The organism is Actinomadura rugatobispora, assembly GCF_055379765.1.
The window spans coordinates 3,073,733-3,098,082 of record NZ_AP029191.1 but is presented as its reverse complement, the minus strand read 5'-3'; the positions used below and the strand labels follow the sequence as shown (position 1 = coordinate 3,098,082).

21 protein-coding genes and 1 pseudogene are annotated in these 24,350 nt (G+C 71.0%); 7 read left to right on the top strand and 15 right to left on the bottom strand.

The window, feature by feature from the left end:
* Window positions 1–34 precede the first annotated feature (34 nt).
* The gene (locus ACZ466_RS12885; RefSeq protein ID WP_378286292.1) at window positions 35–784 is read right to left on the bottom strand and encodes a class I SAM-dependent methyltransferase; all 750 of its coding nucleotides are present in this window, start codon (window positions 782–784) and stop codon (window positions 35–37) included.
* A gap of 423 nt (window positions 785–1,207) precedes the next feature.
* On the opposite strand from ACZ466_RS12885, the gene ACZ466_RS12880 reads away from it, so the two are divergent.
* A complete protein-coding gene (locus tag ACZ466_RS12880) occupies window positions 1,208–2,632 on the top strand; it encodes an MFS transporter (RefSeq protein ID WP_378286291.1) in 1,425 nt (474 codons plus the stop codon).
* 482 nt (window positions 2,633–3,114) lie between these two features.
* Here ACZ466_RS12880 and ACZ466_RS12875 read toward each other — a convergent pair whose 3' ends face one another.
* Window positions 3,115–3,627, bottom strand: a complete 513-nt coding sequence (locus ACZ466_RS12875) for a hypothetical protein (RefSeq protein ID WP_378286290.1) — start codon at window positions 3,625–3,627, stop codon at window positions 3,115–3,117.
* A 344-nt stretch (window positions 3,628–3,971) separates the two neighbouring features.
* On the bottom strand, window positions 3,972–6,929 hold the full coding sequence (locus ACZ466_RS12870) for a DUF4132 domain-containing protein (RefSeq protein WP_378286289.1): 2,958 nt from the start codon (window positions 6,927–6,929) through the stop codon (window positions 3,972–3,974).
* Between the two features lie 109 nt (window positions 6,930–7,038).
* Here ACZ466_RS12870 and ACZ466_RS12865 point away from each other — a divergent pair, with 109 nt between their 5' ends.
* Complete coding sequence (locus tag ACZ466_RS12865; protein ID WP_378286287.1) at window positions 7,039–8,142, top strand: hypothetical protein; 1,104 nt, start codon at window positions 7,039–7,041, stop codon at window positions 8,140–8,142.
* Here ACZ466_RS12865 and ACZ466_RS12860 read toward each other — a convergent pair.
* Entirely contained in the window at window positions 8,139–8,471 is a 333-nt protein-coding gene (locus ACZ466_RS12860; RefSeq protein WP_378286285.1) for a hypothetical protein, read from the bottom strand. The two genes, ACZ466_RS12865 and ACZ466_RS12860, sit on opposite strands and share 4 nt — an antisense overlap.
* Before the next feature lie 59 nt (window positions 8,472–8,530).
* On the opposite strand from ACZ466_RS12860, the gene ACZ466_RS12855 reads away from it, so the two are divergent.
* The gene (locus ACZ466_RS12855; RefSeq protein ID WP_378286284.1) at window positions 8,531–9,136 is read left to right on the top strand and encodes a hypothetical protein; all 606 of its coding nucleotides are present in this window, start codon (window positions 8,531–8,533) and stop codon (window positions 9,134–9,136) included.
* A 279-nt stretch (window positions 9,137–9,415) separates the two neighbouring features.
* Here ACZ466_RS12855 and ACZ466_RS12850 read toward each other — a convergent pair whose 3' ends face one another.
* Together ACZ466_RS12850 and ACZ466_RS12845 are read right to left on the bottom strand one after the other, a co-directional pair.
* Window positions 9,416–10,057 carry a class I SAM-dependent methyltransferase gene (locus ACZ466_RS12850; RefSeq protein ID WP_378286283.1) on the bottom strand — a complete coding sequence of 214 codons (642 nt, stop codon included), beginning with the start codon at window positions 10,055–10,057 and terminating at the stop codon, window positions 9,416–9,418.
* Between the two features lie 105 nt (window positions 10,058–10,162).
* Window positions 10,163–10,816: pseudogene (locus tag ACZ466_RS12845) on the bottom strand (transposase); the annotation flags it as partial.
* A gap of 302 nt (window positions 10,817–11,118) precedes the next feature.
* Here ACZ466_RS12845 and ACZ466_RS12840 point away from each other — a divergent pair.
* Complete coding sequence (locus ACZ466_RS12840) at window positions 11,119–12,033, top strand: IS982 family transposase (RefSeq protein WP_378293641.1); 915 nt, start codon at window positions 11,119–11,121, stop codon at window positions 12,031–12,033.
* A gap of 29 nt (window positions 12,034–12,062) precedes the next feature.
* On the opposite strand, the gene ACZ466_RS12835 is transcribed toward ACZ466_RS12840, so the two are convergent.
* Complete coding sequence (locus ACZ466_RS12835) at window positions 12,063–12,248, bottom strand: DUF397 domain-containing protein (RefSeq protein ID WP_378292644.1); 186 nt, start codon at window positions 12,246–12,248, stop codon at window positions 12,063–12,065.
* On the bottom strand, window positions 12,239–13,045 hold the full coding sequence (locus tag ACZ466_RS12830; protein ID WP_378292642.1) for a helix-turn-helix domain-containing protein: 807 nt from the start codon (window positions 13,043–13,045) through the stop codon (window positions 12,239–12,241). Before ACZ466_RS12830 ends, ACZ466_RS12835 begins: the two co-directional genes overlap by 10 nt.
* 184 nt (window positions 13,046–13,229) lie before the next feature.
* On the opposite strand from ACZ466_RS12830, the gene ACZ466_RS12825 reads away from it, so the two are divergent.
* Window positions 13,230–13,616 carry an ATP-binding protein gene (locus tag ACZ466_RS12825; RefSeq protein WP_378292640.1) on the top strand — a complete coding sequence of 129 codons (387 nt, stop codon included), beginning with the start codon at window positions 13,230–13,232 and terminating at the stop codon, window positions 13,614–13,616.
* Here the strand turns inward: ACZ466_RS12825 and ACZ466_RS12820 are convergent.
* Entirely contained in the window at window positions 13,606–14,199 is a 594-nt protein-coding gene (locus ACZ466_RS12820; protein WP_378292638.1) for a TetR family transcriptional regulator, read from the bottom strand. The two genes, ACZ466_RS12825 and ACZ466_RS12820, sit on opposite strands and share 11 nt — an antisense overlap.
* A 55-nt stretch (window positions 14,200–14,254) precedes the next feature.
* Between ACZ466_RS12820 and ACZ466_RS12815 the strand changes: the two genes are divergently transcribed.
* Window positions 14,255–15,055 carry an SDR family NAD(P)-dependent oxidoreductase gene (locus ACZ466_RS12815; RefSeq protein ID WP_378292636.1) on the top strand — a complete coding sequence of 267 codons (801 nt, stop codon included), beginning with the start codon at window positions 14,255–14,257 and terminating at the stop codon, window positions 15,053–15,055.
* Here the strand turns inward: ACZ466_RS12815 and ACZ466_RS12810 are convergent.
* From ACZ466_RS12810 to ACZ466_RS12800, 3 genes are all read right to left on the bottom strand, one after another.
* The gene (locus ACZ466_RS12810; RefSeq protein ID WP_378292634.1) at window positions 15,017–17,074 is read right to left on the bottom strand and encodes an alkaline phosphatase family protein; all 2,058 of its coding nucleotides are present in this window, start codon (window positions 17,072–17,074) and stop codon (window positions 15,017–15,019) included. The genes ACZ466_RS12815 and ACZ466_RS12810 overlap by 39 nt on opposite strands.
* Before the next feature lie 119 nt (window positions 17,075–17,193).
* The gene (locus ACZ466_RS12805) at window positions 17,194–18,066 is read right to left on the bottom strand and encodes an alpha/beta hydrolase family protein (RefSeq protein WP_378292631.1); all 873 of its coding nucleotides are present in this window, start codon (window positions 18,064–18,066) and stop codon (window positions 17,194–17,196) included.
* 173 nt (window positions 18,067–18,239) lie between these two features.
* Window positions 18,240–19,418, bottom strand: coding sequence for an MFS transporter (locus ACZ466_RS12800; protein WP_378292629.1), 1,179 nt, complete (start codon window positions 19,416–19,418; stop codon window positions 18,240–18,242).
* 60 nt (window positions 19,419–19,478) lie between these two features.
* Between ACZ466_RS12800 and ACZ466_RS12795 the strand changes: the two genes are divergently transcribed.
* Window positions 19,479–20,453 carry an ArsR/SmtB family transcription factor gene (locus ACZ466_RS12795; protein ID WP_378292627.1) on the top strand — a complete coding sequence of 325 codons (975 nt, stop codon included), beginning with the start codon at window positions 19,479–19,481 and terminating at the stop codon, window positions 20,451–20,453.
* Between the two features lie 12 nt (window positions 20,454–20,465).
* On the opposite strand, the gene ACZ466_RS12790 is transcribed toward ACZ466_RS12795, so the two are convergent.
* The 3 genes from ACZ466_RS12790 to ACZ466_RS12780 form a co-directional block, all read right to left on the bottom strand.
* Entirely contained in the window at window positions 20,466–21,950 is a 1,485-nt protein-coding gene (locus tag ACZ466_RS12790; protein WP_378292625.1) for a DEAD/DEAH box helicase, read from the bottom strand.
* Window positions 21,951–22,166: 216 nt separating this feature from the next.
* Window positions 22,167–22,370, bottom strand: a complete 204-nt coding sequence (locus ACZ466_RS12785) for a cold-shock protein (RefSeq protein ID WP_378292623.1) — start codon at window positions 22,368–22,370, stop codon at window positions 22,167–22,169.
* 205 nt (window positions 22,371–22,575) lie between these two features.
* Entirely contained in the window at window positions 22,576–24,342 is a 1,767-nt protein-coding gene (locus ACZ466_RS12780; protein ID WP_378292621.1) for a hydroxysqualene dehydroxylase, read from the bottom strand.
* Window positions 24,343–24,350 lie beyond the last annotated feature (8 nt).

The window sequence follows — 24,350 nt, the reverse complement described above, 5'->3', positions numbered from 1 at the left end:
CCTCCATCTCTCTCGAAGAACAGGGGTTACTTCGTCACGCATAGGCCTCCACCAGGTGAATGGAGGGAATGGCGAGGAAGCGTTCCCAGTGCGCGGCGCCGTGCTTCTCGATGCCTTCCGGGGACACCTGCCAGTCATGCCAGCGGAGCGTGGTGAACCCGGCCGCATGCAGAGCGGCCGCATAGGTCTCGGGCCGCCACAGATAGAAGTTGAGCGCGATGTGCTCGCCGCCCATCGTCGTCTCGACCAGCGCCTTGGTCCCCTCCTCGCGGTCGGCCGGCACGGTGCAGGTGAGCCCATAGGGCCGGTAGTACTCGGTGTCGTCGGGCATGTCCCAGTTCGCGCAGGTCGCTACGAAACGGCCGCCGGGCCGCAGCGCGCTCCGGGCCGTGCCGCACATGCCGGCGACCTCGTCCCGGCTGGAGCTGTAGTGAAGGACGTTGATGGCGGTGACCAGGTCGAAGCCGCCCGCCAGGCCGCCCGCCAAGCCCTGCGAGACATCGGCCACGTGGTAGGTGATGCCGAGCGGTTCCTCGCGCTCCTTGTCCCGGGCGGTGTCGACCATGGGAGCGGAGACCTCCACGCCCTCGACACGGCCGGCTCCGGCCTGCTTGATCCGGCGGGTCCAGATGCCGGTACCCGACCCGAGATCCAGGACGTCGCGTCCTCGCACGTCCCCGATGACCGCCGTGTACGTCGGCTCCTCGACATAGGCGGGGTAGGTGAGGACGTTGAGGCTGTCCTCGTAGACACCGGCGGTCTTGTCGTACTGCGTCCCTGTCACGAGTCCTCCATTCTTCGCGTCACTCGTTGACGGGGACACATAACCGACAAATGGGCAACTAACCCGATGTGAGAGAATTGTCAGATCTGGCGGGGTTTGGTGCTGTCCCAAATGGTTAACCGCTGCGCAACCGGATCCGGGATCCGTCCCCGCAACCGTGACCCGGACAGCGCCTCCGGCTCGGACGAACCCGACAAGGCCCCGCGCGGAAGCGGCCGGCGCGTCCTTCGTTTTCCGGCTCGTCACGGCGGTAGATGTACTCGGGTGTCGACAGTCCGCGGACCGGCTCCAGCGTGTCGGGCGCGGGCGTCGTCCAACGTCCTCCTCGCGCCCAGCGTCACTATCGTCTTAGTCTTGATGGTGACGGCCTAGGGCGCACACCGATCGTCACGCTTTCGATGGCACGAGAGAGGAAGCTTCTCGATGACCCAGGCAAGCGACACCGTCGACGGCACGGAGGCCGGCCCGGCCGCGTTGCCCATGCTGGGCCTGCTGGTGATCTGTGCCGCGCAGTTCCTGGTGGCACTGGACCTGTCCATCGTCAACGTCGCCGTGCCGGCCATGACCGGGGAACTGGGCTTCGACCCCGGCTCGGTGGGCTGGGTGTTGTCGGCGTACGCGCTGGCCTTCGCCGCGATGCTCCTGCTGGCCGGGCGCATCGCGGACCTCTACGGGCGCAGGCGGGTGTTCGTCGTCAGCCTGCTGGTGCTGGGCGCGGCGTCGATGCTGGCCGGCGCCGCGTGGAACCCGGCCGTCCTGGTCGCCGGCCGTGTCCTGCAGGGACTGGCCGCCGGATTCATCGCGCCGTCGGCCCTCGGCCTGCTGACCGCCACCATTCCCGAGGGGCCGCAACGCGAGCGGGCCCTGGGGATCTACGGCGCGATCCTGTCCACCGGGTTCGTCAGCGGCATGATCGGCGGGGGCCTGCTCACCGAGTTCCTGGGCTGGCGCTGGACGATCTTCATCAACGTGCCCATCGTGATCGGCGCGGCGGCGCTGGCCGTGCGCCGCCTCCCCGAGAGCCGGGTCCACGACGGCAGCAGGAAGCTGGACATCCCCGGCGGCCTGCTGTCAGCCGGGGCGATGGCGTGCATCGTCTACACCCTCGAGGAGGCCGGGCCCGAGAGGTCCTGGGGGTACACGGCGTCGCTGCTGGTGGTCGGCGCCGGCCTCGCGCTGCTGTTCGTACTGCGTGAACGCCGCAGCTCCTCACCTCTGCTGCCGCTGTCGCTGTTCCGGACCGGAGCCGTGGGCGGGGCGAACCTCACCGCCATGGCGATGGGCGCCGCCCACGGCGGCATGCTCATCGTCCTGACGCTGTACCTGCAGGAGGTCCTGGGCCTCGGGGCGCTGGCCACCGGCCTGGCGTTCTCCCTCTCGGGCGCCGTCGCCGTCCTGACCGGCACGCTCACCGACAGGTTCCTGAAGCGCTGGTCCCCGGACCGCGTGCTGCTGTTCGGCATCGCCGCCACGGCGCTCGGCATGCTGGCCCTGGCCGTCCTGCCCGAGCGCGGAGGGCTGTGGCTCGTGCTCGGGGCCACCTCGCTCAACTCGTTCGGGCACATCATCGTGGTGGTGGTCGCCAGCATCGCCGCCAACAACGGCGTGCCCGCCGATCACAAGGCCGTCGCGGGGGCCGTGCTGAACACCGCGCAGCAACTGGGCATCGCCCTGGGGGTGGCGATGCTGACCTCCCTGGCCGTCGCTGTCACCGCCGCCCAAGGGGGTCCCGACACCCCGGGAGCGATGGTCGACGGCTGGAGGTGGGCCCTGGTGCTGAGCACGGTCATCATCCTGTCGACCGCCCCCTTGGCCGTAGCGATGCGAAGGAGGCTGCAGACGGCGTGAGCGACCAGGGGCCCCGCCCGGCGACGGCGTGATCTGGACATGATCACGTGGGGCGACGACGTGGCAGGCCCGCTGGCAGGCGCCCATCGACCAGCCGATGTTCTTCACGCGGCGGCGTTGTGCATGGCCGAGGAGTTCCGGCCTGACGGGTTTCGATGGATCAAGTCCCGGCGCTGCTTCGAGAGACGAGGCCATGGTGGCCGCGTCGAACGGATGACGCTGGAGCCGAGCCGTCACAACAGGGCCGGCTCGTCGGTCGGGTTCGCGGTGGCGCACCTGAATGTCGACGAGCCCGACCTGGGAGACTGGCGCACGGCCAACCACCTCCTGACGGTGATCCGCCCAGATGGCGCGCTGGACGTCCTGTGCGCCACCAGCTGCTATGACCTGGCGCGAGTCGGATTCCGCAACACCGTTGCGCTGAGCCGGGGGCCCGGCGGACTGCGCGTCGGTTCAAGCCGGAACGAGCGTTGCCGGGGTAGCTACTCCTCGGCGGGGTGTGCGGGGCGGCGCAGGCCTTTGCCGCACAGGTCGGTCTGTTTGAGCACGTGCAGCGGCAGGTAGGGAGCCGACCAGATCTGGAAGAGATAGACCTCTTGTGATCGCGACTCGCATCCGTCGTAGGCGATGTCGCGGCCGCGAGCGTGTGCGCGGACCCGGTAGGGGCCTGGCCCGGCCGGAGTGAGCACCGGCAGGTCCGGCGGATCTTCCATCAGACAGCGCACCATGAGTGAGCCTTCTTCCACCTGCATGCTGGCCTCGGCGACCTCTTCCCAGTCCGCATCGTCCAAGGGCGGCTCGTGGTCGTGGATCTCGATGTGCACCGCGACGTTGCCGCCAGCGATTCCGGTGTGCACGATGACCGCCTCGCCTGTGGGGGAGATGAGCCGTCCGGCCTCCTCGGGCACGAAATCCTGATGCTCCGGTTCCATGAGGAAGAACTGGTGGTAGTCGATACGGGTCCACGCGGGACCGTGCTGGGCGATCAAGCTCATCGAGCTGTTCCTTTGCGGGTGGGGGTAACGGTTCCAGGTGCCGCCGGCGGCGGTGCGGGGCTGGGTGGTCTGGTCCAGGCGGCGGCTGCGGTCGCCGAGCCGGGGGCGGACGGTCGCTGCGGGCGAGGGACTGCTCGGCCCGTCCGTCGCCCGCCGCCGCCTGGACCGGCTCACCGACCGCGAACGCGAAGTACTCCTCCTACTCGCGCGGCCTGTCCAACGGCGAGGCCACCACCAAAACTCAAGCTGGACCTGCGCGACCGCATCCAGGCCGTCGTCTTCGCCTGTGACCACTGACCAGGTAGGGACGCGGCGGCGGCGTCCGTGGCAGGCGCGGGGCGGGGTCAGGGGGTGGTCAGCTCGACGAGATCGGCGAGGACTTCGGAAGCGGTGAGCGCGTCCAGTTCGGAGAACGGCAGGGGGCGGGACTCGGTCCGCCAGCTGAGGTGGGCGCCCTGGTTGAGCCAGACGCGGTCGATGCGCTGCTCGGGCCAGTAACCGATGTCACCGACGGCGATGCCCGGGTCGACGCTGATGACGAGGGCTCGTCCGCCGGGCAGTTCCCGGAGGACGCTGACCTGGATGCCGTTGTCCTCGGCGCTGCCTCGCTGCCAGCCGCGCCGTTCCATGCCGACCAGCGTGCCGACCGGCACGGTGATGCCGTGGAAGCGTTCCAGCTCGGTACCCGCGCGCTCCTCCTCGGTCAGCGCGTACGTGGGGCGGCTCAGCTGCGGGAAGGGCTGGGTGATCTCGTAGTCGTCGAACACCTTGGCCCAGTCCTCCAGCCTGCCGGACAGGTGGAGCGGGTGGGCCACCCGCACCCGGGTCGCCTCGGTCAGGGTCAGCTCGTCGTCCTGGAGGTCGGCGAGCGACCTGTCCTCGGCGACGCGCAGCGCGCGGCCGTCCTCGGTGATCCACACCAGCCGCCGGGCGACGTGCCACACCAGCGGGTGTTCGACGATCAGAGTCCGGAACTCCTCGGCGGTCCACCGGCGCTGGGTGACCATGGCCCGTTCGAAGCGCCGGAGCTGCTCGCCGGCCACGGTCCGGACGTCCTTCTTCAGCGCGGCGAACCGCTTGTGGGCGGCCGGGGCCAGCTCCTGGTCGTCGCGGACGCCCGGCTTGGGGAGGCTCGCGCGCCGCCGCCCGGTGTCGTCGACGACGTACGGCCGGAGCTGCTCGTCGAAGCCCACGGTGAAGCCGCGCGGCCCGTAGTCGAGGAAGATCCCGCCCGTCTCGTCCAGCGCGAAGTCGGGGACCAGCCGGTCGCCGAGCTGTTCGGCGCTCAACCCGAGTTCTTCGGCCAGGGCGTTGATCCGCTCCTGCGCCTTCGTCCTGATGCCCTTGTACTTGACCTTGGTGGCGATGCCGTGGAGGTGCATCAGCGCCACCTCGCTGCCGATCGCGAGCAGGGCGTCCAAGCCCCTGACCGCCTTGTGGTGGCCGCCGTCGCCCGGCCAGGCGCGGATCACCGGCGTGAGTCGGCGCACCGTCTCGTCGTCGCCGAACGACCCGAGGGCCGTCAGCACCCAGTTGCGGTCTTGCGAGCTGTAGGTCTGCCCGCGCAGGCCCGACAGCTCGAACAGCCGCCAGGCGAGTTCGGCGAGGGAGGCGGGGTCGCAGATCTCCTTGACGACCTCGAGGCCCGCGTACGGCTTGTCGGGCTCGGAGATGGAGAGCATGGCGACGATGTGGTCGAGCGCGTCGGCGGGAAGCGCCAGGCCGTTCTCCCGGAGGAGCACCTGGGGGAAAAGGTGCGGATCCTGCCAGACCTCCCGCCGGGGCATCGCGGCCGGAAGGTCGTCCAGGGGGTCGGCTGCGAGCAGCGTCCTGACCGCCTTCGCGGCCTTGGCGCCGTATTCACCGGCCACCTCAAGGACCACTTCCTCGGCGATGCGCCGAAGGGCGGCCTCCGCCTTGAAACGCTGCGGGCCGGTCTTGCCCAGCGCGATGGGAATGAGGGCGCGGGCCGCCGCTCGTTCCTCCGGCTCCCCTGGCACTTTGGTGGTCAGAGGTTGGAGTCCCTTGACGGTCACCCGCTTGAACCTGGGACGCTCGCGCGTCCACGGCGGCTCGATGAGCAGCCGTGGCAGGGGCTCCGCGCCGGTCACCGGCGCCCACCCGGCCGCCAGCTCGTCGATCGACTCGACGGCGTCGCGGACCGCGGCGGGCAGCCGCGGCAGAACGGCGGCGGTGACGTCGGGATGGGCCGCCACATGGTCGCGCAGCAGCCGGACGGCGTAGGCGGAGATCGACGCGGGACCCGACGCGGCCGCCTCGCCGAGCAGCCGCACCGCCCGCTCGGGAAAGCGGCGAGCCGTCTCGATCATGGCCTTGTGCACGCGCGGCCGGTCGAGGCGGTCCACCAGAAGCCGGAACGCCTCGTCCGTCGCCAGCACACCGAGCGCCCGCAACAACTCGTACGGGTCGCGTCCGGTCTCGGTCTCTTCGTCGGCGACGGTGGCCAGCGTCGAGGCCAGCGCCGGGCCGACGCCGTCGACGGCCGTGGAGAGCACGCCCGGCCTGCCGTCGAGCCAGTACCACCCGCGCTCACGGGCGAGCAGCGTGGCGAGATGGTCGGCCGACCCCATCGTGCGCAGCACCATCATCCATGTGTGCGGCTGCAACTGGGGCAGGGTCGCGCAGAGTTCGTCGACCCACGCGGTCTGCGTCGGCACCAGGTACGCGGCGGTCAGGCGTCGCATGCCGTCATGGCGGCGCTCGCCCAGTGCCTTGACGACGCGCTCGTACTCCGGCTCGTCGGCGGCCGCGAGGAAGGCGCGAACGCGGCCCGCGACCTCTTCGAGGCAGTCCAGACCGCGGTTGTAACCGGAGTCCTGCTTGTCCAGGCGGCGGTTCTTGAGATGGCGCCAGTGCTTCCGCTCCCGCCATTCGTAACCGTCGACGAAGACGCCGCTGAGTTCGACCGCGGCCTCGGCGGCGAACACCAGGCCGTACTCGGCGATCCACGCGTCCGCGAAGGTGGCGAAGGGTTCCTCGTCGTACTCGTAGTCGTCCTGCAGGGGCCACTCCGCGGCCAGGACGGCCGCGAGTACGGCGGCACCCTGCGGGTTCGCCTCGCCCCGCAGGTGCGCGCGGGCGGATCCGACCAGGTCCCCCCGACTCGGCCGGGCGCCGAGCAGATGGTCGATCTCGTCGCGCGACTCCTTCACCCACTGCTGAACGGTGGAGGCGGCGTCCGGGGCGAGTTCGAGCGGGGGGCCGGGAGTCCCGCCACGACGCGGATGGAGGGTGACGCGCCAATCATCAGGAAGAGTGAGAAGGTCCTCGTTCTGGGTCATGCGGGGCAACGTAGCCCCAACGCCCGACAAGATCATGCGTAACGCGTGCGGGACCGTGTGGCATGATCGGAATCATGCTCAGGCGAAAGGGCACTCAGGCCGCGCTCCGGTGAACGCCCCGGAATGGCGAACGCTCGGCGACCCCATCGGGGACGGGCCTTCCTACTACGAACACGTCAGGCACCTGCTGCGGTCGTCCGACTCCGGGCCGCCGCCGGGGGACGGCTTCCCCGGGCCCGACTCGCACACGGCGGATCGTCCGCGCTCACCGACCGGATCCGATCTCGACGCACTGCTCGGCGCCCTCAGCGGTGTGCTCACCGACTGGCCTCCCAGCCGCGAGATGCTCCTGCGGCTGGACGAACTGCTGCGGCAGCTGCATCTGATGCATGAGCGTGGCGAGCTGCGGGCGCGGATCCTGGCGCGCGACGACTTCTCCGAGGATCGCCTCCGAACGCTGGGACGATGGCTCGCCAGGACCGGGGCCCACATCGGCGCGGTCGAGCTGGGGCTACTGCTCCTGGGGATCGCCGGGAACGACGACGACCGGGACACCATCCTCACCTTGAGCCTCCTGGAGGGTCCTTGCTGCTGCGCCGCGGACGCTCTCGCCGGCTCGCAGTCCCGTCCCTACGAGGCGCTGTTCGAGATGGCCCGTAAGCGCACGGGATGGGCTCGGATCGACGCGATCACGCACATGCGCGGCGCCACGGTGGACCGGCACATCAAGGACTGGCTCGTCCGCGAGGCCTGCGAGGGGTCCTTCCTCGACGTCTACATCGCCGACATCGTCGCAGAGACCGGAGACCTGGCCGCCGCGCTCACCACCGCCCCCGCCGACGACGATGTGCTGAACGGTGCCGGCTGGATTCTGATCGCCATGTGCGACCGCGAGTTCCCTACAACCTCCATCCTCACCTTCTCCGCTGCCGAGACGATCCTGACCGCGTACGCCCAGCGCGTCCTCGCGCGGCCGCCCACGCTCAGGCGGCTGCAGACCCTGATGTTCGTGGACGATTTCCTGCGCAGCGACCAAGCCGAACGTGCCCAATGGAGCCACCGCCTGCCCGTCATCCGCGGTCTCTACCAGAGCGTGCTCTCCTCGCCGTTCGCCCACCAGGCGATCGCCATCGGACTGAAGGCGACCGACCCCGCAACCGCCGGCCTGGCGAGATCGCTCGCCGAACTCCTCGACCTGCCCGACGCCCCCTAGCGTCCCGAGTCATCGGTTCGCGTGGAGAACTCGTCATCGATCTGCCATGCCGGTCCGAGTTCCGTGCGTAGACGGCCAAGGGCCTGACGCACCGCCTCGTTGAACTGGCGCCACTCCCCTTCCCGCCACGGCCCCGGATCCGGTGGGTAGTCCCAGTTGAATGACGTGTCGTACCGCGCTACCAAGCTCTCCAGCTCCTCGCGGAGGGGTCGGCTGATCGGCAGCCGGTCCAGGTCGACCGGATATCCCCACACGTCGCGGTCTTCCGGCGTGATGGCCCACAAGACCCCGCCCGATCCCGCATCGAAGAAGAACCTGGCACTGGGCATGGCACACGAGGATAGGGCGTTAGCGGTAGGCGTCGACGGCGGCGAGGTAGAGGCTCAACGTGGTGCTGGCGGCGCTCGCCCCGACGAGGACGGCTCCCGGCGCGCCGTCGGCGCGGTGGGCGGCGAGGCCCGCGGTCGCGCTGCTGGGCGCCCTCCAGGAGGCAGGGGTGCGAACGGGCGATCGGAGTGCTGCTGACCCGGGAGCCCGGCCGCCGCGTGGTGCTCTCCGGCCCTGGGGGGAAAGGGGCATCTGGTCCGAGGCCGTCCGGCTGCTCGTCGCTCTCCTGGACGCGGGCGCGGAGGACGAGGCGAGGACGCTGGCCGATCGCATCGTTGACCAGATCCTCGTGCTTGACCACGACGACCTGCTGAACCGGCATCAGGAGGGACGGCACCGAGCGGTGAGTCTCCTGGCCGACGGCTACGCCCACAGAGCAGACCTCACACTGCTCAGCAACCGTTGCGTGGAGACGCTTCGGGAGGTCGGCGCCGACCAAGCAGCGGATGTGCTGCTCCAGCGGTATTGGAACACCGGAAGGTTCAGCGTGCGGACGCCGTTGCGGGACCACTACTCGCCCCTGCGCGTGGACGCCGGGCAATGGCGCTATGGCCGCGATGCGACCGGCGCGCCGTCGCCACCGTGGCACTGGCACCAGCTTCACTGAGCTGGCCTGGACCCGTCCCACGATCGCAGGACGGGTCCGGGTAAGCCCTAGTGCGGTGACCATGAACGTTCACCGGGTCGGGACACGCCGGTCGAGGTCCACGGTCGGGTCGTTGCTGGGCCTCACCCCCGATGGCGACGAGATCGCTGTTGAGGGTGAGGTGGTGGGGGTGGCTGAGCCGGTGCGGGCACGTCGGCTGACCGAGGATGAAGGCCGCAGGCTGCGGCAGATCGCGCGGCGGGGCACCTGGGTTTCACAGGTGCCGTCCTGTGGGTGCGGTCAGGCTTGGCTGCGCGCGAAGATGACGGCTCCCGGGCCGTCCTCGTCCGGCCCGATGACCAGTTCGGCCTCGATCGTGAACCCCGCGTCACGAAGCCAGCCCGCGATCTTGCTCGGCCGGCGGTGGTGACTGTCAACGTTGATCGGGCGACCCGTGTAGCCCTCGGACGTATGTCGTGTCTCGTCACCGACGTGAAAGCCGACCAGTAGCGGACCCCCTGGGCGCAACACTCGGCGGAACTGCTCGAACACGCCGGGCATGGCGTGGTCGGGCACGTGGATCACGGACCAGAACGCGAGTACGCCGGCGACTGAATCGTCCGCCAGGTCGAGGTCGGTCATCGTCCCGACCTCGAAGCGTAGGCCGGGGTAGTCGCGCCGCGCGATGGCGATCATTTCCGGCGAGATGTCGATGCCGAACGCGTCCACTTCGAGGTCGTGGAGGTAGCCGGTGACATAGCCCGGCCCGCAGCCGACATCGGCGACCGGCCCGCCTCCGGCACCGTGCACCAACTCGGCGAACAACGCCAGGCTCGTGCGTAGGTAAGGCCTCTCACCGAGCAGTCCACGCACCTTCTCGGCGTATCCGGAGGCGTCGGTGTCGTACGAGGAGCGGGTATCGGACAGCCAGGTGTCAGGCATGGGCGACACGGTAGCCAATCCGTCAACCTCCGGCGCGGGCCGGGGCTGTCGATCATGAAGATCGCCCCTACAAGTGCGATGACCATGAAGGTTCGCCAGGTGCGATCACGCGGCCTTGGGGTGTGGCCGGCCCCAGCGGTGCTGGCGTTCGCTGCGGACGCGGGCGCGTTCGCGGCGTTGGGCGGCCAGCACATCGGGATGACGGGCGTTGGTGTTGCGCCACCGCAGGTAGGCCCGCAACTCGCGGGCTAGGACGGGGTGGTTGGGATGGTTGGAGTTACCCGGCACGAAGATGCGCAGCGGGCCGAAGTGCGCCTCGATCGGGTTGGTCCACGACGCATACGTCGGGGTGAGACAGAGTTCGACGTTGTTGCGGGCCGCCCAGGCCCGGATGCTCTTGAGTGCGGCCAAGGTGTTGGCGCCGCTTTTGCCGCGGCGGGTGACGCCCCACAGGGTGTCGTCGCTCAGGGAATGGCAGCCGTGGAAGTACCGGACGCCGTGGGCGCGGGTGTAGGTGGTCGGCAGCCGGTCCGGCCGCCCCTCGTCGGCCCAGCCGGTGCCGTGGCAGGGCCGGATCGACAACGGCCCGAACTGGTCGAACGCGAAACACCGGTCCGGGAACCGGCTGGTCACGTGCTCGATCCGGTCGAGCTTGGCGTCGAAATCGGGGTCGGTGGAGGCCTTCCAGGTGCGGGTGCGCTGGAAGGTGATGCCATGAGCGTGCAGGATCTGCCGCAGCCGCTCCCGCCCGATCTCCACGGTGCGGTCGGCACCGTGTCCTCATGCGCGGCCACCAGGCGGGTGATCGCCGACGCCATGACGATCATGGCCCGGCGCACCCGGATCGACTCGTGCTTCCCCCGCCGCACGATCTGCTACAGCCTGCGCCCCTCACCCTCGACAACGACCACATCGCATCGAGGGTGAGGCCCAACAACGACAAGACCGTGGACGTCGACCGGCGTGTCACCAGACCCGGCGAACGTCCATGGTCATCGCACTAGACGGTTGATTCCAAGGGATCGCCTGCGGAAATGGGGCGAGGGTGTCCATGGTCGGTTGTGACCCCAGACCTGAACACCCTCGCCACCGCACTGTATGTGAGGATCGACGACTGGTTGCGGGCTTTCCCGGACCTGGCCCCCTGGCGCCCGGCCACCGGCATCCAGCCCAGGCTCAGTGACGCCGAGCTGGTCACCCTGGCGGTGATGTCGGCGCTGCTGGGCTTCACCTCCGAGCGGCGATGGCTGCGCTACGCCCGCACCGACCTGGCCGTGATGTTCCCCCGCCTGCCCGGGCAGTCCGGCTACAACAAGCGGCTGCGGGCGGCCTCGGTCCTGGTCGTGCACATGATCCAGATGCTGGGCCGGGACACCTCGCTGTGGAGCGATGACGTCTGGGTCGTCGACTCCACCCCGGTCGAGTGCGGCCGCTCCCGCGACACCACCCGGCGCAGCGAGCTGGCCGGATGGGCCGAATACGGCTACTGCGCCTCCCACTCGCGGTTCTTCTGGGGGCTGCGGCTGCATCTGCTGTGCACCCTGGGCGGGCTGCCGGTCGCCTTCGCGCTGACGGGTGCCAAGGCCGACGAGCGCGCCACACTGCTGGACATGCTGGGCGCCGACCCGGACCTGGCCGCCCGCCACCCGGGGCAGACGATCATCGGTGACCGCCACTACTACGGCCGCGCGTTCGAGCACGCTCTCACCGAGGGCGACCTGGTCCTGCTACGGCCCGCCCGCAAGGGCGAGCCCGAACGCCCCACCGTGCATCTGTTCAAGCCGCTGCGGCAGACCATCGAATCGATCAACCAGACCCTCAAGGGCCACCTCGACCTGGAACGTCACGGCGGACGCACCCCGGCCGGCGTCGCCGTCCGCATCGCGGTCCGGGTGCTGGCACTGACCGCAGCGATCTGGCACAACGACCACACCGGCCAACAGGTCAAACGATCACTCACCGCTTTTGATCACTGACCGCACCCAAACCCCTTGGAATCAACCGTCTAGACGCGCTTGATGGCGTCGGTGAAGCGACGGAATTCCTGGCGGCTGATGGGGAGTTTGGGCCCCTCGGGGTCCTTGCTGTCGCGAACGAGAACAGCGTTGGAGATCGAGGCGACCTCGATGCAGTGCCCCCCGTTGTTCGAGCTGCGTGATGACTTGCGCCATTGTGTGGTGCTCAGATCCATCTTTCTGTCGCCACTTTCCTGATGAGTTGGGCTGACTGGTTGAGGGGGTAAGCGAGAGCTTGAATTGACGCGAACTGATCGTTGAGGCTTCTGATGTCATCGCGATCTGCTGTGGTGTCCCCGCGAAGTGCGCCTTCTCTGTATGCTATCTCGCCGCCGTCCTTCAGGTTGCCGATGACGAAGGCGCCAGAGAGGCCCTCGTGGTTCACGCTGGGAACGATCTGTACCTTCACTCGCTTTGAGGAGATCGCGAGCAGGTGCTCTAGCTGGGCGGACATGATTGCCGGGCTTCCGATCTCGCGGTAGAGAACGGACTCGTCGATCACGCAGAGCAGGCTCGGCGGGGCCGGGTCCGTCCGGGTGAGGATGTCCTGCCGGGTGATGCGCGTTTCCGCCGCCCCTTCGTCACCTCCCAGCAATGCGCTCGCGTATTCGGGGGTCTGCAACAGGCCGTCGATGATGAGCGGCTGGAAGCTGCGGATGTGCGTGGTCTTGGGTTCGTGCTTGAACCAGTTGGTGAACCAGGTCGGGACGGCGCCGGACTTCTTGAAGAGGCCGTCCCAGAGGCGGGTGAGGGCGTCGCGGCTGTCGAGGGCGCGGTCTGACTCGACGGCCAGGGAGCGGTCGCAGCGTGATTCGCCACGTTCGGCCGCGCTGATGGTGCTCTTGGCGAACGGGATCTGGTCGGCGAGCTTGTCCAGGGAGAGCCCCGCGGCTTCGCGGTAATGCCGGAGTTCGCTTCCGAAAAGGGCTTCGGGGGATTCCCAGGGGCGGAGGTCGTTGGGCCGCTGCGGCATTTGTGTTGCTCCTTTCGGTACGCGGGGTGCTGATGACCGGCGATGGCCGGTGACGGCCGTCAATAACCGGTCGGGGTCTGTTCTTGGCCGTACTTTGGCTGGTCGGCGTGCGTTTCGGCGCATTGAGTGTGGCGCCGGGCACATCATTTCACCAGCCGGTCGGAAACGTTCCAAGGAGCCTTCCATGATCACCGAAGAAAGCGTGGAAACAGCCGTGTTCGAATCGTCGGACCGGGCACCGGGAGAGGCGCGGGCATTCGTGGCAGCGACCTTCGCTCGCTGGGGCATAACGGAGCACTACATGGCGCGCCTCGTAGTGTCGGAGCTGGTGACCAACGCCTACCGTTATGGTGAGGGTGGGATAGGAGTCCGACTCTGTCTGGGCGGGCAACATGGGCTTCCCGTGGTGGAAGTGTACGACAGAGGAAGCGAAATGCTCACCCTGCTGCCGGAGAATCATGCGGCGATCAATGGGCGCGGGCTGGCGACAATTGCGGACATCTGCGACGCATGGGGTGTACGGCCCGTGAAAGAGGGCGGAAAAGTCGTATGGGCGCGACTTAAGCTCTGATGTCGGTCATTTCCTGGAAGAGGGATTCGATCAGCTGGGCCAGTTCTTCTGGGTCCGCGTCGGCGAGTGCGGGCGTGGTCAGGACGCTGCGCATGAGCCATACGCCCGCCTGGACGGCGAGCATCAGTTCCGCGCGGATCCCGGTTCCGCCGCCGGAGAGTTCCTCGGCGAGGTGCCGTCCGGGGTGCCGTCCGATCGCTTCGCGCATGATCTCCGCGGCTCTGGGGTTGGCCGCCGACCTGAGCATGAGCAGGAAGGGGCCGAGTTCCTCCGCGTCCGGCGCCGTCCGCGCCACCAGTGTGCGTGCGGTCTCGCCGGCCAGTTCGCCGCCTGTGCCCGCGATGACCGTGCGCGGTGCGAAGGCGACGTCGACCGCCTCGGTGAAGAGCTGCTCCTTGGAACCGAAGTAGCGGTTGATGAGCATCGCGGTCACGCCCGCGTCCTGGGCGATGTCGCGGACTCCGACGCCGTCGTAGCCGTGCCGGGTGAAGGCCGCGATCGCCGCGTCCAGGATGGCCTGCCTGGTGGCGGCGGCGTCGCGGCGGCGCCTGTTCGAGGGGGCGGGCGCTGGGGTAGCACTCATGTCTACGAGTGTATACTTCCAGAGAAGTCTACGGGTGTAGACATGAGAGGACATCATGGATCTTCAACTGACGGATAAGCGCGCGCTGGTCACCGGCTCCAGCTCCGGTCTGGGCGAGGCCATCGCGAGGGCTCTGGCGGCCGAGGGTGCCGACGTCGTCGTCCACGGTCGCGACCGCGGCCGCACCGAGGCCGTCGCCGCCGCCATCCGGGCGGACGGCGGCAGCGCGCACGTCGCCATCGGCGACCTGACTTCCGACCCCGGCGCCGACACCGTGGCCGAGGCCGCGCTGGCCCGCGGGCCGATCGACATCCTGGTCAACAACGCCGGCGCCTACCCCCACCGGACGTGGAAGGAGGCGACCGCCGAGGATTGGCGGGAGACCTACGAGGCCAACGTGACCTCCGGCGTCCGCATGATCCTGCGCCTGGTCCCCCGGATGCACGAGCGCGGCTGGGGGCGCGTCATCCAGATCGGCGGCGGGCTCGCGCTCCAGCCGGGCGCCGACCTGCCCCACTACACCGCCACCCTGGCCGCCCGCCACAACCTCACGGTGTCGCTGGCCCGCGAACTGAAGGGGAGTGGGATCACCTCGAACACCGTCGCGCCCGGCGCCATCCTGGTCGACGCCGTCCAGCGGTACCTCACCGACCTTGCCCCGGACCGCGGATGGGGGGAGACGTGGGAGGAGATCGAGCGCAACGCCATCGAGGAGCTGGTGCCGAACGACGTCGGCCGGATGGGACGGCCCGAGGAGATCGCCGGTGCGGTCCTCTACCTCAGCGGCCCGCTCGCCGACTACGTCACCGGCACGACGCTACGGGTGGACGGCGGTACCGTTCGCGGCGTGCACTGAGAGGGCCGTGGCCAGGGTGGCTGGGATGGCGATGAGGGCGGTCAGGGCGGGGACGGCGATGCCCGAGTCGTTGACGGCGAACCCCGCGACGGCCGTGACCAGGACGGCGGGCAGGGCCATCCGCAGTGCGGGGATGTCCCGCAGGAGGGGGCCGAGGAGCCCGTCGCGGCGCAGGGGCAGCGCTAGGAGAAGGATGAGCAGGGCGAGCGCGGGCAGTGTGAGCCAGGCGCTGCCGAGCGAGTTCAGCATCGAGTCCACCTTGCGCTCCAGGACGGGTCCGGCGGCGCCGTCCAGGAGGCGGAGCCAGAAGTCGCCGAGGTGGGAGCGGGCGTCGGCGGGGCGCCGGGCGTCCAGCCAGGAGAGGGCGCCGACCAGCACGATGCCTGCCGCGCCCGCGAGGAGGATCGGCCGGGCCGAGACGCGGCGGCCCGATGCCCACAGGGCGACCAGCACGACGCCGGGGGTGAGTGCGAGCACGCCGCCGAAGTCGCTGCCCCAGCCGGGCCAGCCGTCCACCACGATGGCGGCGCCGCCGACCAGGAGGGGCAGCGCGACGGCGAGGCGGCGGCGTCCGGCGGCGAGGGCGTGGGCGGCGAGCCCGGCCGCGCAGATCAGCGTCGCCGTGGCGAAGAGGGCGAAGGTGAGGTTGCCGAACCCGTAGAAGCGCCCGGCGGCCAGCGAGAAGTTGCCGTTGAGGCTGTCGGCCTGGAGCGGGGATCCGGCGATCGCGTCCGCGGCCAGGGTCAGGCTGGTGATCGCGGCGACCACCGTGACGGGTCCGAACGGGCGGCGCCGCCACGGCCCGGCCAGTGCCGCGGCGACGACGGCGAGATCCGCCGCGACGACGGCGGCGGTGAGCGCGCCCGCGGGATGCTCGCCCCGCCACCACGGCACGAGGTTGGCCAGGTAGGTCGCGATGGGCGCGGCGGCCGCGGCCAGTGCGGCGAGGCGGGCGAGGGAGAGGACGGTGCGGCGCCGTGCGGTGGGGCCGCGGCGCCAGGCCCAGGCGGCCAGGGCGTAGGCGAGCAGTTGGCCGCCGACGAGCGCGATGTTGAACGGCGCCACCATGTCCCGGCTGATGCGTGCGGCCAGGTCGCGTTCCTGGAGGTGGGCGACGGCGGTCGGCGGGGCCTGCGGGGTCTGGTGCGTCCAGGACGCGCCGGTGATCTCGCGGGGGACGGGCAGCCGCAGCAGGCTCAGGACGGTCGGGGTGACGTCGGTCAGGGACAGCAGGCCGGGGCGCCGGGTGGACGAGGCGGTCAGGTAGCCCGGTCCGGCGGGGGCGCCGCTGTCGATCGTGACGCGCAGCCCCGAGTGACCCGCGTCCGCGACGCCGACGACCAGCACCGTCGCGCCGTCCGGGACGCGGTCCAGGACCTCCCCGATGCGACGGTCCGCCCGCGACAGCGTTGTCGCGCGGCCGCCGGTGCCGTGCGCGATGTCGTCGACGTCCACGACGGTGAGGGCGCAGCGCCTCCAGTCGCGGCGGTCCATGTCGCGGACGCGGTCGCGGTAGTGGCGGACGTGCCCGGTGGAGTCGGCCGCGGCGAGGGCGCCGCCCGGCCCCACGGCGGTCGTGCAGCCGCCCGTCCTGCGCACGGCGTCGCCGAGCAGGCCGACCCGGGCGGCGTACCCGGTGGCGGCGTTGTGGGCGCGCAGTCCGGCGTGGCCGGGGACGACCGCGCCCGCGCCGTCGCGCCGCGGCTCGGGCGGCGGGGCGCAGCGGTTGCTCGGGGGCTCGGCGCGGGCTCCGGCGGAGATGGTCAGCCAGCCGTCGGACGCGCAGGTCCGGGGTGTGACGCCGCGGACGGCGATGTTGGCGATCCCGCCCCGGCTCGCCATCCGCCACAGGACGGGCGTGGCGTGCGGCTTCACGTCGCCCCAGCGCAGGCCCGGCACTCCGACCAGCACCACCCTGCCGTCCGAGGCCGTGGCGGGTGCGGCCGCCAGGAGCGGCAGGACGCAGAGTGCGGCGAGCAGCGTCACCGTCAGGAGCACGCGGCGGCGTAGAGAGCCCATGATCGGATTGTGCGGTCCGTCCAGTAACGACCCGGTCGCGTTTGCGTGTCTCCCGCACGCGAACGGCCGGTGGCGGGCCGCGCCAGGTCGCGGCCCGCCACCGGGATCAACGGTCGGGATCAGGAGCCGGGGCAGGTGTCGCGGTAGTCGGAGATGTCCCCGATCGCCCGCGGCGGCGGGCAGAGGAACTGCTCGTAGCGGGTGTCGTCGTCGATGTACCGCTTCATCCAGCTGATCATGTACTTGGCCACGGTCGTGTTGGAGGTCTGCGGGAAGAAGTGGCTCGCGTTGTCCAGCTCGAGGTACGCCTTCTCACGGGCGCCGCTGAGGCTGTTGTAGAACGGGATGGCATGCGTGCTCACCCCGGCGACGGCATCGGCCTCGCCACCGAGGATCAGGGTGGGGGTGCGCACCTCGGGCCAGGTCTTGTCCAGGTTCCAGGGCGCGATCGGGATGGCGGCCTTCAGCGAGGTGCGGGACGCGGCCGCGTGGAGCGTGCCGCCGCCGCCCATGGAGTGACCCGCGACGGCCAGGCGGGACGCGTCGATCCGGCTGCGCACCGAACTGCTCTGGGTCAGGTAGTCCAGGGCCGCCAGGAGCTGCCGGCCGCGGCTGTCGGGCTGGTCGAGGGTGGTGTTGGTCTCGATGCCGATGACCACGAAGCCCTGCGAGGCCAGCCGCGGGCCCAGCCACGACAGGCTCGACCAGTAGGCGGTGAAGCCGGGGGAGATGGCGATCGCGCCGAACGTGCCCTCGCTGGTGGAGGTCGGGTAGTAGATCGTCCCGCCGCCGAAGCCGGAGACGCCCAGGCTCGGCACGTTGGTCTGCGAGGTGGCGAACGGGCCGCGGATCGCGGTGACGCTGGACTCGGTGGGGGCGGGGCCGCGTTCGTAGGGGTTGGCGGCGGCCGCCTGTGCGGAGGGCGCCGTGACGAGGCCCGCGATCAGGGCCGCGCCGGCACCGAGCAGCGCGAGTGACTGCTTGCGGAGCATGGTTCTCCTCTCACTGACGGTCAAGCGGCGGGGGGTGCACGCCTGCCGTATTGGATGCGCCGTCAGTGTGTTGCGCCCGTGTTACGCGGGCATCGGTGAAACCACCGTCCTCGGGACGGGCGCCGCGAGCTTGTGAACGACCACAGCGGGCGGCCCCGCGCGGTTGTGACCGCTCACAACGCTCCGGTTTTCGGCGCGGCCGTACGGAGCGCGGGAGCGAGGGCGAGCGTGACGGCGATGGAGGCGGCGGCCATCACCGCCATGCCGGTCGCGGGAGAGGTGTGCTGCGCGACCGTCCCGGCGAGCGCGGCGGCGACGCCCTGCATGGCGAGCATCCCGGACGAGTGCAGCCCGAGCGCCTGCCCCTGCATGTCGCCGGGCGTCAGCGCCATCAGCCGTTCGGTGAGCAGCAGCGTCGCGGAGTAGCCGTACGAGGCGACCAGCACGGCGGCGGCCACGACGGGGAACGCCGGGTCGAGCAGGAAGACCAGGTACGGGACGGCCAGGAGCAGCCGCAGGAAGGGCTCGAGCCGTCGCCGCCACGCCGCGGACAGGAAGCGTCCGGTGACGGTGTCGCCCGCGAGCATCCCGAGCGCGGCGACCGACAGCAGCACACCCGCGTTCTGGGGTGTGTACGGGACGAACAGCGACTCGCACCCGACGATCAGCCCGTTCGGCACCCACAGCGCGAGGTAGACGTACCGGCGCGGCGGCGACGACCACAGGCGCGCGTTGGTCCGCCAGGTCTGCGCGACCGACGGCCGTCCCTGCGCGCGCGGCGGCCGGGGCGACAGCCGCAGGTACGCGACGGCCGCGGCGGTGAGGTGCAGTGCGGCGCCGGTCAGCAGGGTGCCGCGGGCCGACAGCCCGGCGACCAGCGCGGCGCCCGCCGCGAACCCGAGGACCTGCATCGTCCCGGAGGTCATGTTGAGGACCGAGCGGCCGATCAGGTAGCCGTCCCGGGGGAGGATCTCGCCGAGCAGGCCGTGCCGGACCCCGCCGCCGACCGAGGCGACCAGCCCGAGCGCGACCACGACCAGCACGCCCGCCCAGCCCGGCAGCCCGGGGGTCGCGAGCGCGGCCGTACCGGCGGCGGAGGCCAGCGCCAGCCCGGCGGTCGCGGCGCGCGGCGGCAGCCGGTCGGCGGCCGACAGCAGCGTGGTCGCGCCGACCACCTGCACCAGCGACGGCCCGAACATGCTCAGCGCCGACAGCAGCGGCGACCCCGTCGCCGTGTAGACGAGCGTGCTGAGCGCCAGCCCGCTCACGGTGGTCGCGGCGCTGTGAGCGGTGGCGGCCGCGAACAGCGGGGTGAACTCGGGGGAGGCGAACAGCTCCCGGTAGGTGCGCATGGCCGGAGTCTGCGGAGCACGCCCGGCCCGGCGTTAATGTTTCGCGGGAGGTCGAAACGTATGGGTTTCTGGCAGGTGGGCGCGGACACGCTCGCGCGCGGCCGGTTCGTGCTCTCGCCGCTGGCCGAGACCGTGGCGTGCCTGAAGGCCCTGGAGAAGGGGACGGCCGCGCATCCCGGCGAGCGGGCCTGGCTCGCGGCGCACCTGGATACCTACCGGGAGCGGCTGGCCGCCGACCCCGTCACCGCGCTCATCGTCCGGTCCGCGCTGGGACGGCGCTGGAACGCCGACTTCCTCACGCCCGCCCCGTCCGGCGAAGGCGAGCCGACCTTCCACGAGGAACTCGAACGGGTCAGGGAGACACCGCCCGAGGCCGCACGCGCCCACCTGGTGATGGCCCTGGAACGTCCACTACCCGAGAGCCTGCGCCGCCGCCACGACGTGGCCGACCGCGCCGCGGACCTGCTGGAGTGGGTGTGGACGGAGACGGTCCTGCCGTCCTGGCCGCGCCGCCGCCGGATCGCCGAGGCCGACACCGTCGCCCGGACGCGGCAGCTCGGCCGGGGCGGATGGGCGGCCGCGCTGGACGACCTGCGCCCCGGCACCCGCTGGCTGGGCGGGGGCCGGTTGCAGATCAACGCGCACGACTACCCGCCCCGCGACATCTCCGGCGCCCAGCTGTTCTTCGTCCCGGTCACGCCGCGGTTCGGATGGGTGGCGTGGGAGGAGCCGTACCGGTACGCCGTCGTGTACCCGTGCGCGGGCCCGCTCGCGGAGGCCGGGCACGCCCCGGTGCCCGAGGCGCTGGCGCGGCTGCTGGGGGCCGGGCGCGCGAACGTCCTGGTGCTCCTGGAGTCGCCGAAGAGCACCACGCAGCTGGTCGCGCTGACCGGGCAGGCGCTGGGGTCGGCGGGCCGCCACCTCAGGGTGCTGCTGGACGCCGGTCTGGTGGGACGGCGCCGCGCCGGGCGGTCGGTCCTCTACTACCGCACGGCGGCCGGCGACACCCTGGTCCGGGCGGCCGGGGACCGCTGACGGCGTCGCGGCTCAGGTGTTCTGGGACGACACCCTGCGCTGCGGCTTCCGTCCACGCGAGGCGGCCGGGTCGTGACGCGTCTGCTCGCTCACGGCGTCGCGCGTCCCGCGGCCGCGGCGCGGCTTCCGCCTGCGACGCGACGCCTTCGCGGGCCCCTCCCCGGAAGCCTTCGCGGACCCCGCCGCCTCGCCGGGCGCGCCCGCGGCGGGCTTCCCGCGTGCGGCGGTTTTGCCGGGTGCCGTGTTCCTGGAGGTCGCGCCTGCGGCGGAGTTCTCGCGTGCGGCGGTCTTGGCGGGTGCGCCTGCGGGCGCGGTGGTGGCGGACGTGGCGGGGGCTCCGGTGAGCTCGGCGAGCCAGGGGTCGGCGGAGTGGACGCGGGTCGTGCGCGGGGTGATCCCGGCGGCCGACATCAGGCGGTCCATGTCGCGGCGCTGGGCGGGCAGCACCAGCGTGACGACGGTCCCCGAGCGCCCGGCGCGCGCGGTGCGCCCGCCGCGGTGCAGGTAGTCCTTGTGGTCGTCGGGCGGGTCGACGTTGACGACCAGGTCGAGGTCGTCGACGTGGATACCCCGGGCCGCGACGTTGGTGGCGACCAGCACCGTGAGCGTCCCGGAGCGGAAGCCCTCCAGGGCGCGGTTGCGCTGCGACTGCGACTTGCCGCCGTGCAGCGACGCGGCCTGGACGCCCCGCGCCGACAGCTTGCGGGCGAGCCGGTCGGCGGCGTACTTCTTGCCCACGAACATGATGACCCGGCCGTCGCGGGCGGCGATGCGGGCGGTGGTGTCGTGCTTGTCGTCCTCGGTGACGTGCAGGAGGTGGTGCTCCATCGTGGTGACCGCGCCGGCGGGCGGATCGACCGAGTGCGTGACCGGGTGGTCCAGGAAGCGGCGGACCAGCCGGTCGACGTCGCGGTCCAGCGTCGCGGAGAACAGCATCCGCTGCCCGTCGGACGGCACCTGGTCCAGCAGCTTGGTGACCTGCGGCAGGAAGCCCATGTCGGCCATCTGGTCGGCCTCGTCCAGGACGGTGACGGCGACCCGGTCCAGCCGGCAGTCGCCGCGCTCGACCAGGTCGGTGAGGCGGCCGGGCGTGGCGACCACGACCTCGGCGCCGCGCCGGAGCGCCTCCGCCTGGCGGTTGAGGGACAGGCCGCCGACGACCGTGGCCGTCCGCAGCCGTACGGCCTCGGCGTACGGGGCGAGCGCGTCGGCGACCTGCTGCGCCAGCTCCCGCGTGGGGACCAGCACCAGGGCCAGGGGACGCCTGGACTCGGCGCGCCGTCCGGCGGTGCGGGTCAGCAGGGCCAGCCCGAAGGCGAGCGTCTTGCCCGATCCGGTGCGGCCGCGGCCGAGGACGTCCCGTCCCTGGAGCGCGTCGGGCAGGGTGGCCGCCTGGATGGGGAACGGCTCAGTGACCCCCTGGCGCGCGAGCGCCTTCAGAAGGGCGGGGGGCAGGTCCAGATCCGCGAAAGCGGGGGAGCGACGGTCAGCGGGCAAGCGGAATGCCTTCCTCGGGTGGCACGTGTCGAGGAGTACTCCGCTGCCGGGCCCGGAGGCGACACGGGGCCGGACGAAAAGTCCTGCGAAGGAATCTCAAGAACGAACCATGGATGAAAAAACGAGCGGCGGCGGGCCGCGGTGAAGCGGTCCGCCGCCGCACGCGAGTCAGCGCGGGCCTGAGCGGCCCGGCTTGGTAAAGCGTGTGTCGCGGGCTCAGGCGGGGGTGATGTTCTCCGCCTGCAGGCCCTTCTGGCCCTGCGTGACGTCGAAGGAAACCTTCTGCCCCTCCTGCAGCTCACGGAAGCCCTGGCCGGCGATGTTCGAGAAGTGGGCGAAGACGTCGGCGCCGCCGCCGTCCTGCTCGATGAAGCCGAAGCCCTTTTCAGCGTTGAACCACTTCACGGTGCCGGTGGCCATATGCGTCTCCTTATGGGTCGGTCCCCGTTCCGCACCGTGCGGGACGGGCAGCCGCGGATTCAGCCCCATCCGGAGGATCCAGATCAACAAAAAATGCGCCTGAGGCGAAACCGTCAGGCGCACACAAGAGTCTATGGGAACCGCAACTGGCATCGACATTACCACATGGTTCCCGGACTCGCCTTCGGTGCGCCCGGCGGCGCGGTCAGGGGATGTCGAACAGGTTGGGCCTGCCGGCGCGGTAGCGGCGTGCGTCGATCTCCTTGAGGCCGTCGAGTTCGGGTGGCTGGTAGAGCGTCCACAGGTCAACGGGCCCGGCGGGGGAGTCGGCGGCGTCCAGCAGCGCGTTGACGGCCGCCCGCCCCGACTCGTTGGCGCCCTCCATGGTGGCCAGGTCCATGCTGGTCCGGACGTAGTCGCCGGCCATGAACAGGTTGGGGATCCCGGTCCGTGGGGTCGGCCGTTTCGCCCAGCTCCCGACGGTGTTGACCATCAGGGGCTCGTCGTTGGCGTTGCGGCCGGCCGCCGGATCCCAGCTGATCGCGGGATCGAGGAACCAGGAGTGCAGGATGTCGTCGGGGAGCACGGAGCGGCCCGTGTCCTCCAGGTGGTCCTTCATCTGCGCCCAGCACTCCTGGACGACCTGGGCCGGGCTGCACTCCTTGGCCGGACGGCCGTACAGGATGCCTGGGGTGTCCCAGTCGGAGACGTCCAGGGACAGGCAGTCGGCCACGTTCCCGTCGCCGTAGTCGCGCCGGAAGTCCTTGCCGTCCCAGAGCCTGCTCTGCAGGACGGCGGTGAGCTGCCACGGCGAGTCCATGAAGTTGACCTCCTCGCCGAGGCCGGCGGGGGTGCGGCGCAGGAAGAGTTGCAGGCCGTTCATCCACTCGGTGTGCAGGTCTTTCAGGCCCTCCAGCTCCGGCGCCAGGGCCAGGACGCCCGGGGTCAGCAGCGCTCGTGCCCGTTCCACCGGAACCGCGCAGACGAACCAGTCCGCCTCGGCGGTGCGGCGGCGTCCCGCGGAGTCGGCGACCCGTACCGACCGGATCCGGCCAGAGTCGATCTCCAGCGCCTCGACGGCCTGCCCGACCTCGAACCGGACGCCGCGGCCGGTCAGGTAGCGCACCCACGGGTCGATCCACGCCTCGTTGGTGGGCGCGTCCAGCATCCGCGCCAGACCGCCGTCGGCGCCGAGCCCGAGCCCCGACAGCAGGAACGCCTGGCCCATGGAGCCGACCGTCCGGGTGCTGGCGACCTGCTCCTTGACGGCCACGAGCCCGCGGGTGAGGAACCTGGCCACGATGGCCTGGTAGTCCCTGGACCTGCCCTCGGCCCGCACGTACTCCCACCACGGCAGCCGTTCCCACTGGCCGAGGCGCCGCTCGTCGCTGCTGGTCACGTAGACGATGAACCGGTTGACGAACAGGGCCAGCTCGGCGGGCGGGATGGCGGCGACCTGCTCCACCAGGCCGGTCAGGGTCTCCTTGAGCACGTCCAGGGTCAGCCCGCCGCCGGGTGAGGTCAGCTCGGGGACGATGATGTCCGAGCGTCCGTCGTTGCGGGAGATCCGGGTCGAGGACAGCGCGAACATGTTGTCGTGGACGCCGTTGGCGTTGCCGGGGAACGGGATGCGGCGCATCGTGTCGGGGACGTTGCGGTAGAAGCCGGGGAAGAAGCGGAACCCGTGCTCGCCCTGGAGGTCCTGGCGCCCTTCCTTGCCGGTGCCCTGGACGGGGATGCTGCGGGCCTTCCCGCCCAGGGCTTTGCGCTCGAAGACGGTGACGTCGAAGCCTCGTTCGACCAGTTCGTGTGCGGTGGCCAGCCCGGCCATGCCGCCGCCGAGCACGGCCACCGTCCGCTTCGCCCTGGACGTGGCCGCCGCGCGGGCGGAGGGGACGGGCAGCAGCGCGGCCGCGCCCGCGGCGGCGGCGGTGCCGGTGAGCACGCGGCGTCGTGAGATACGCGTCGTCATGGTCGCTC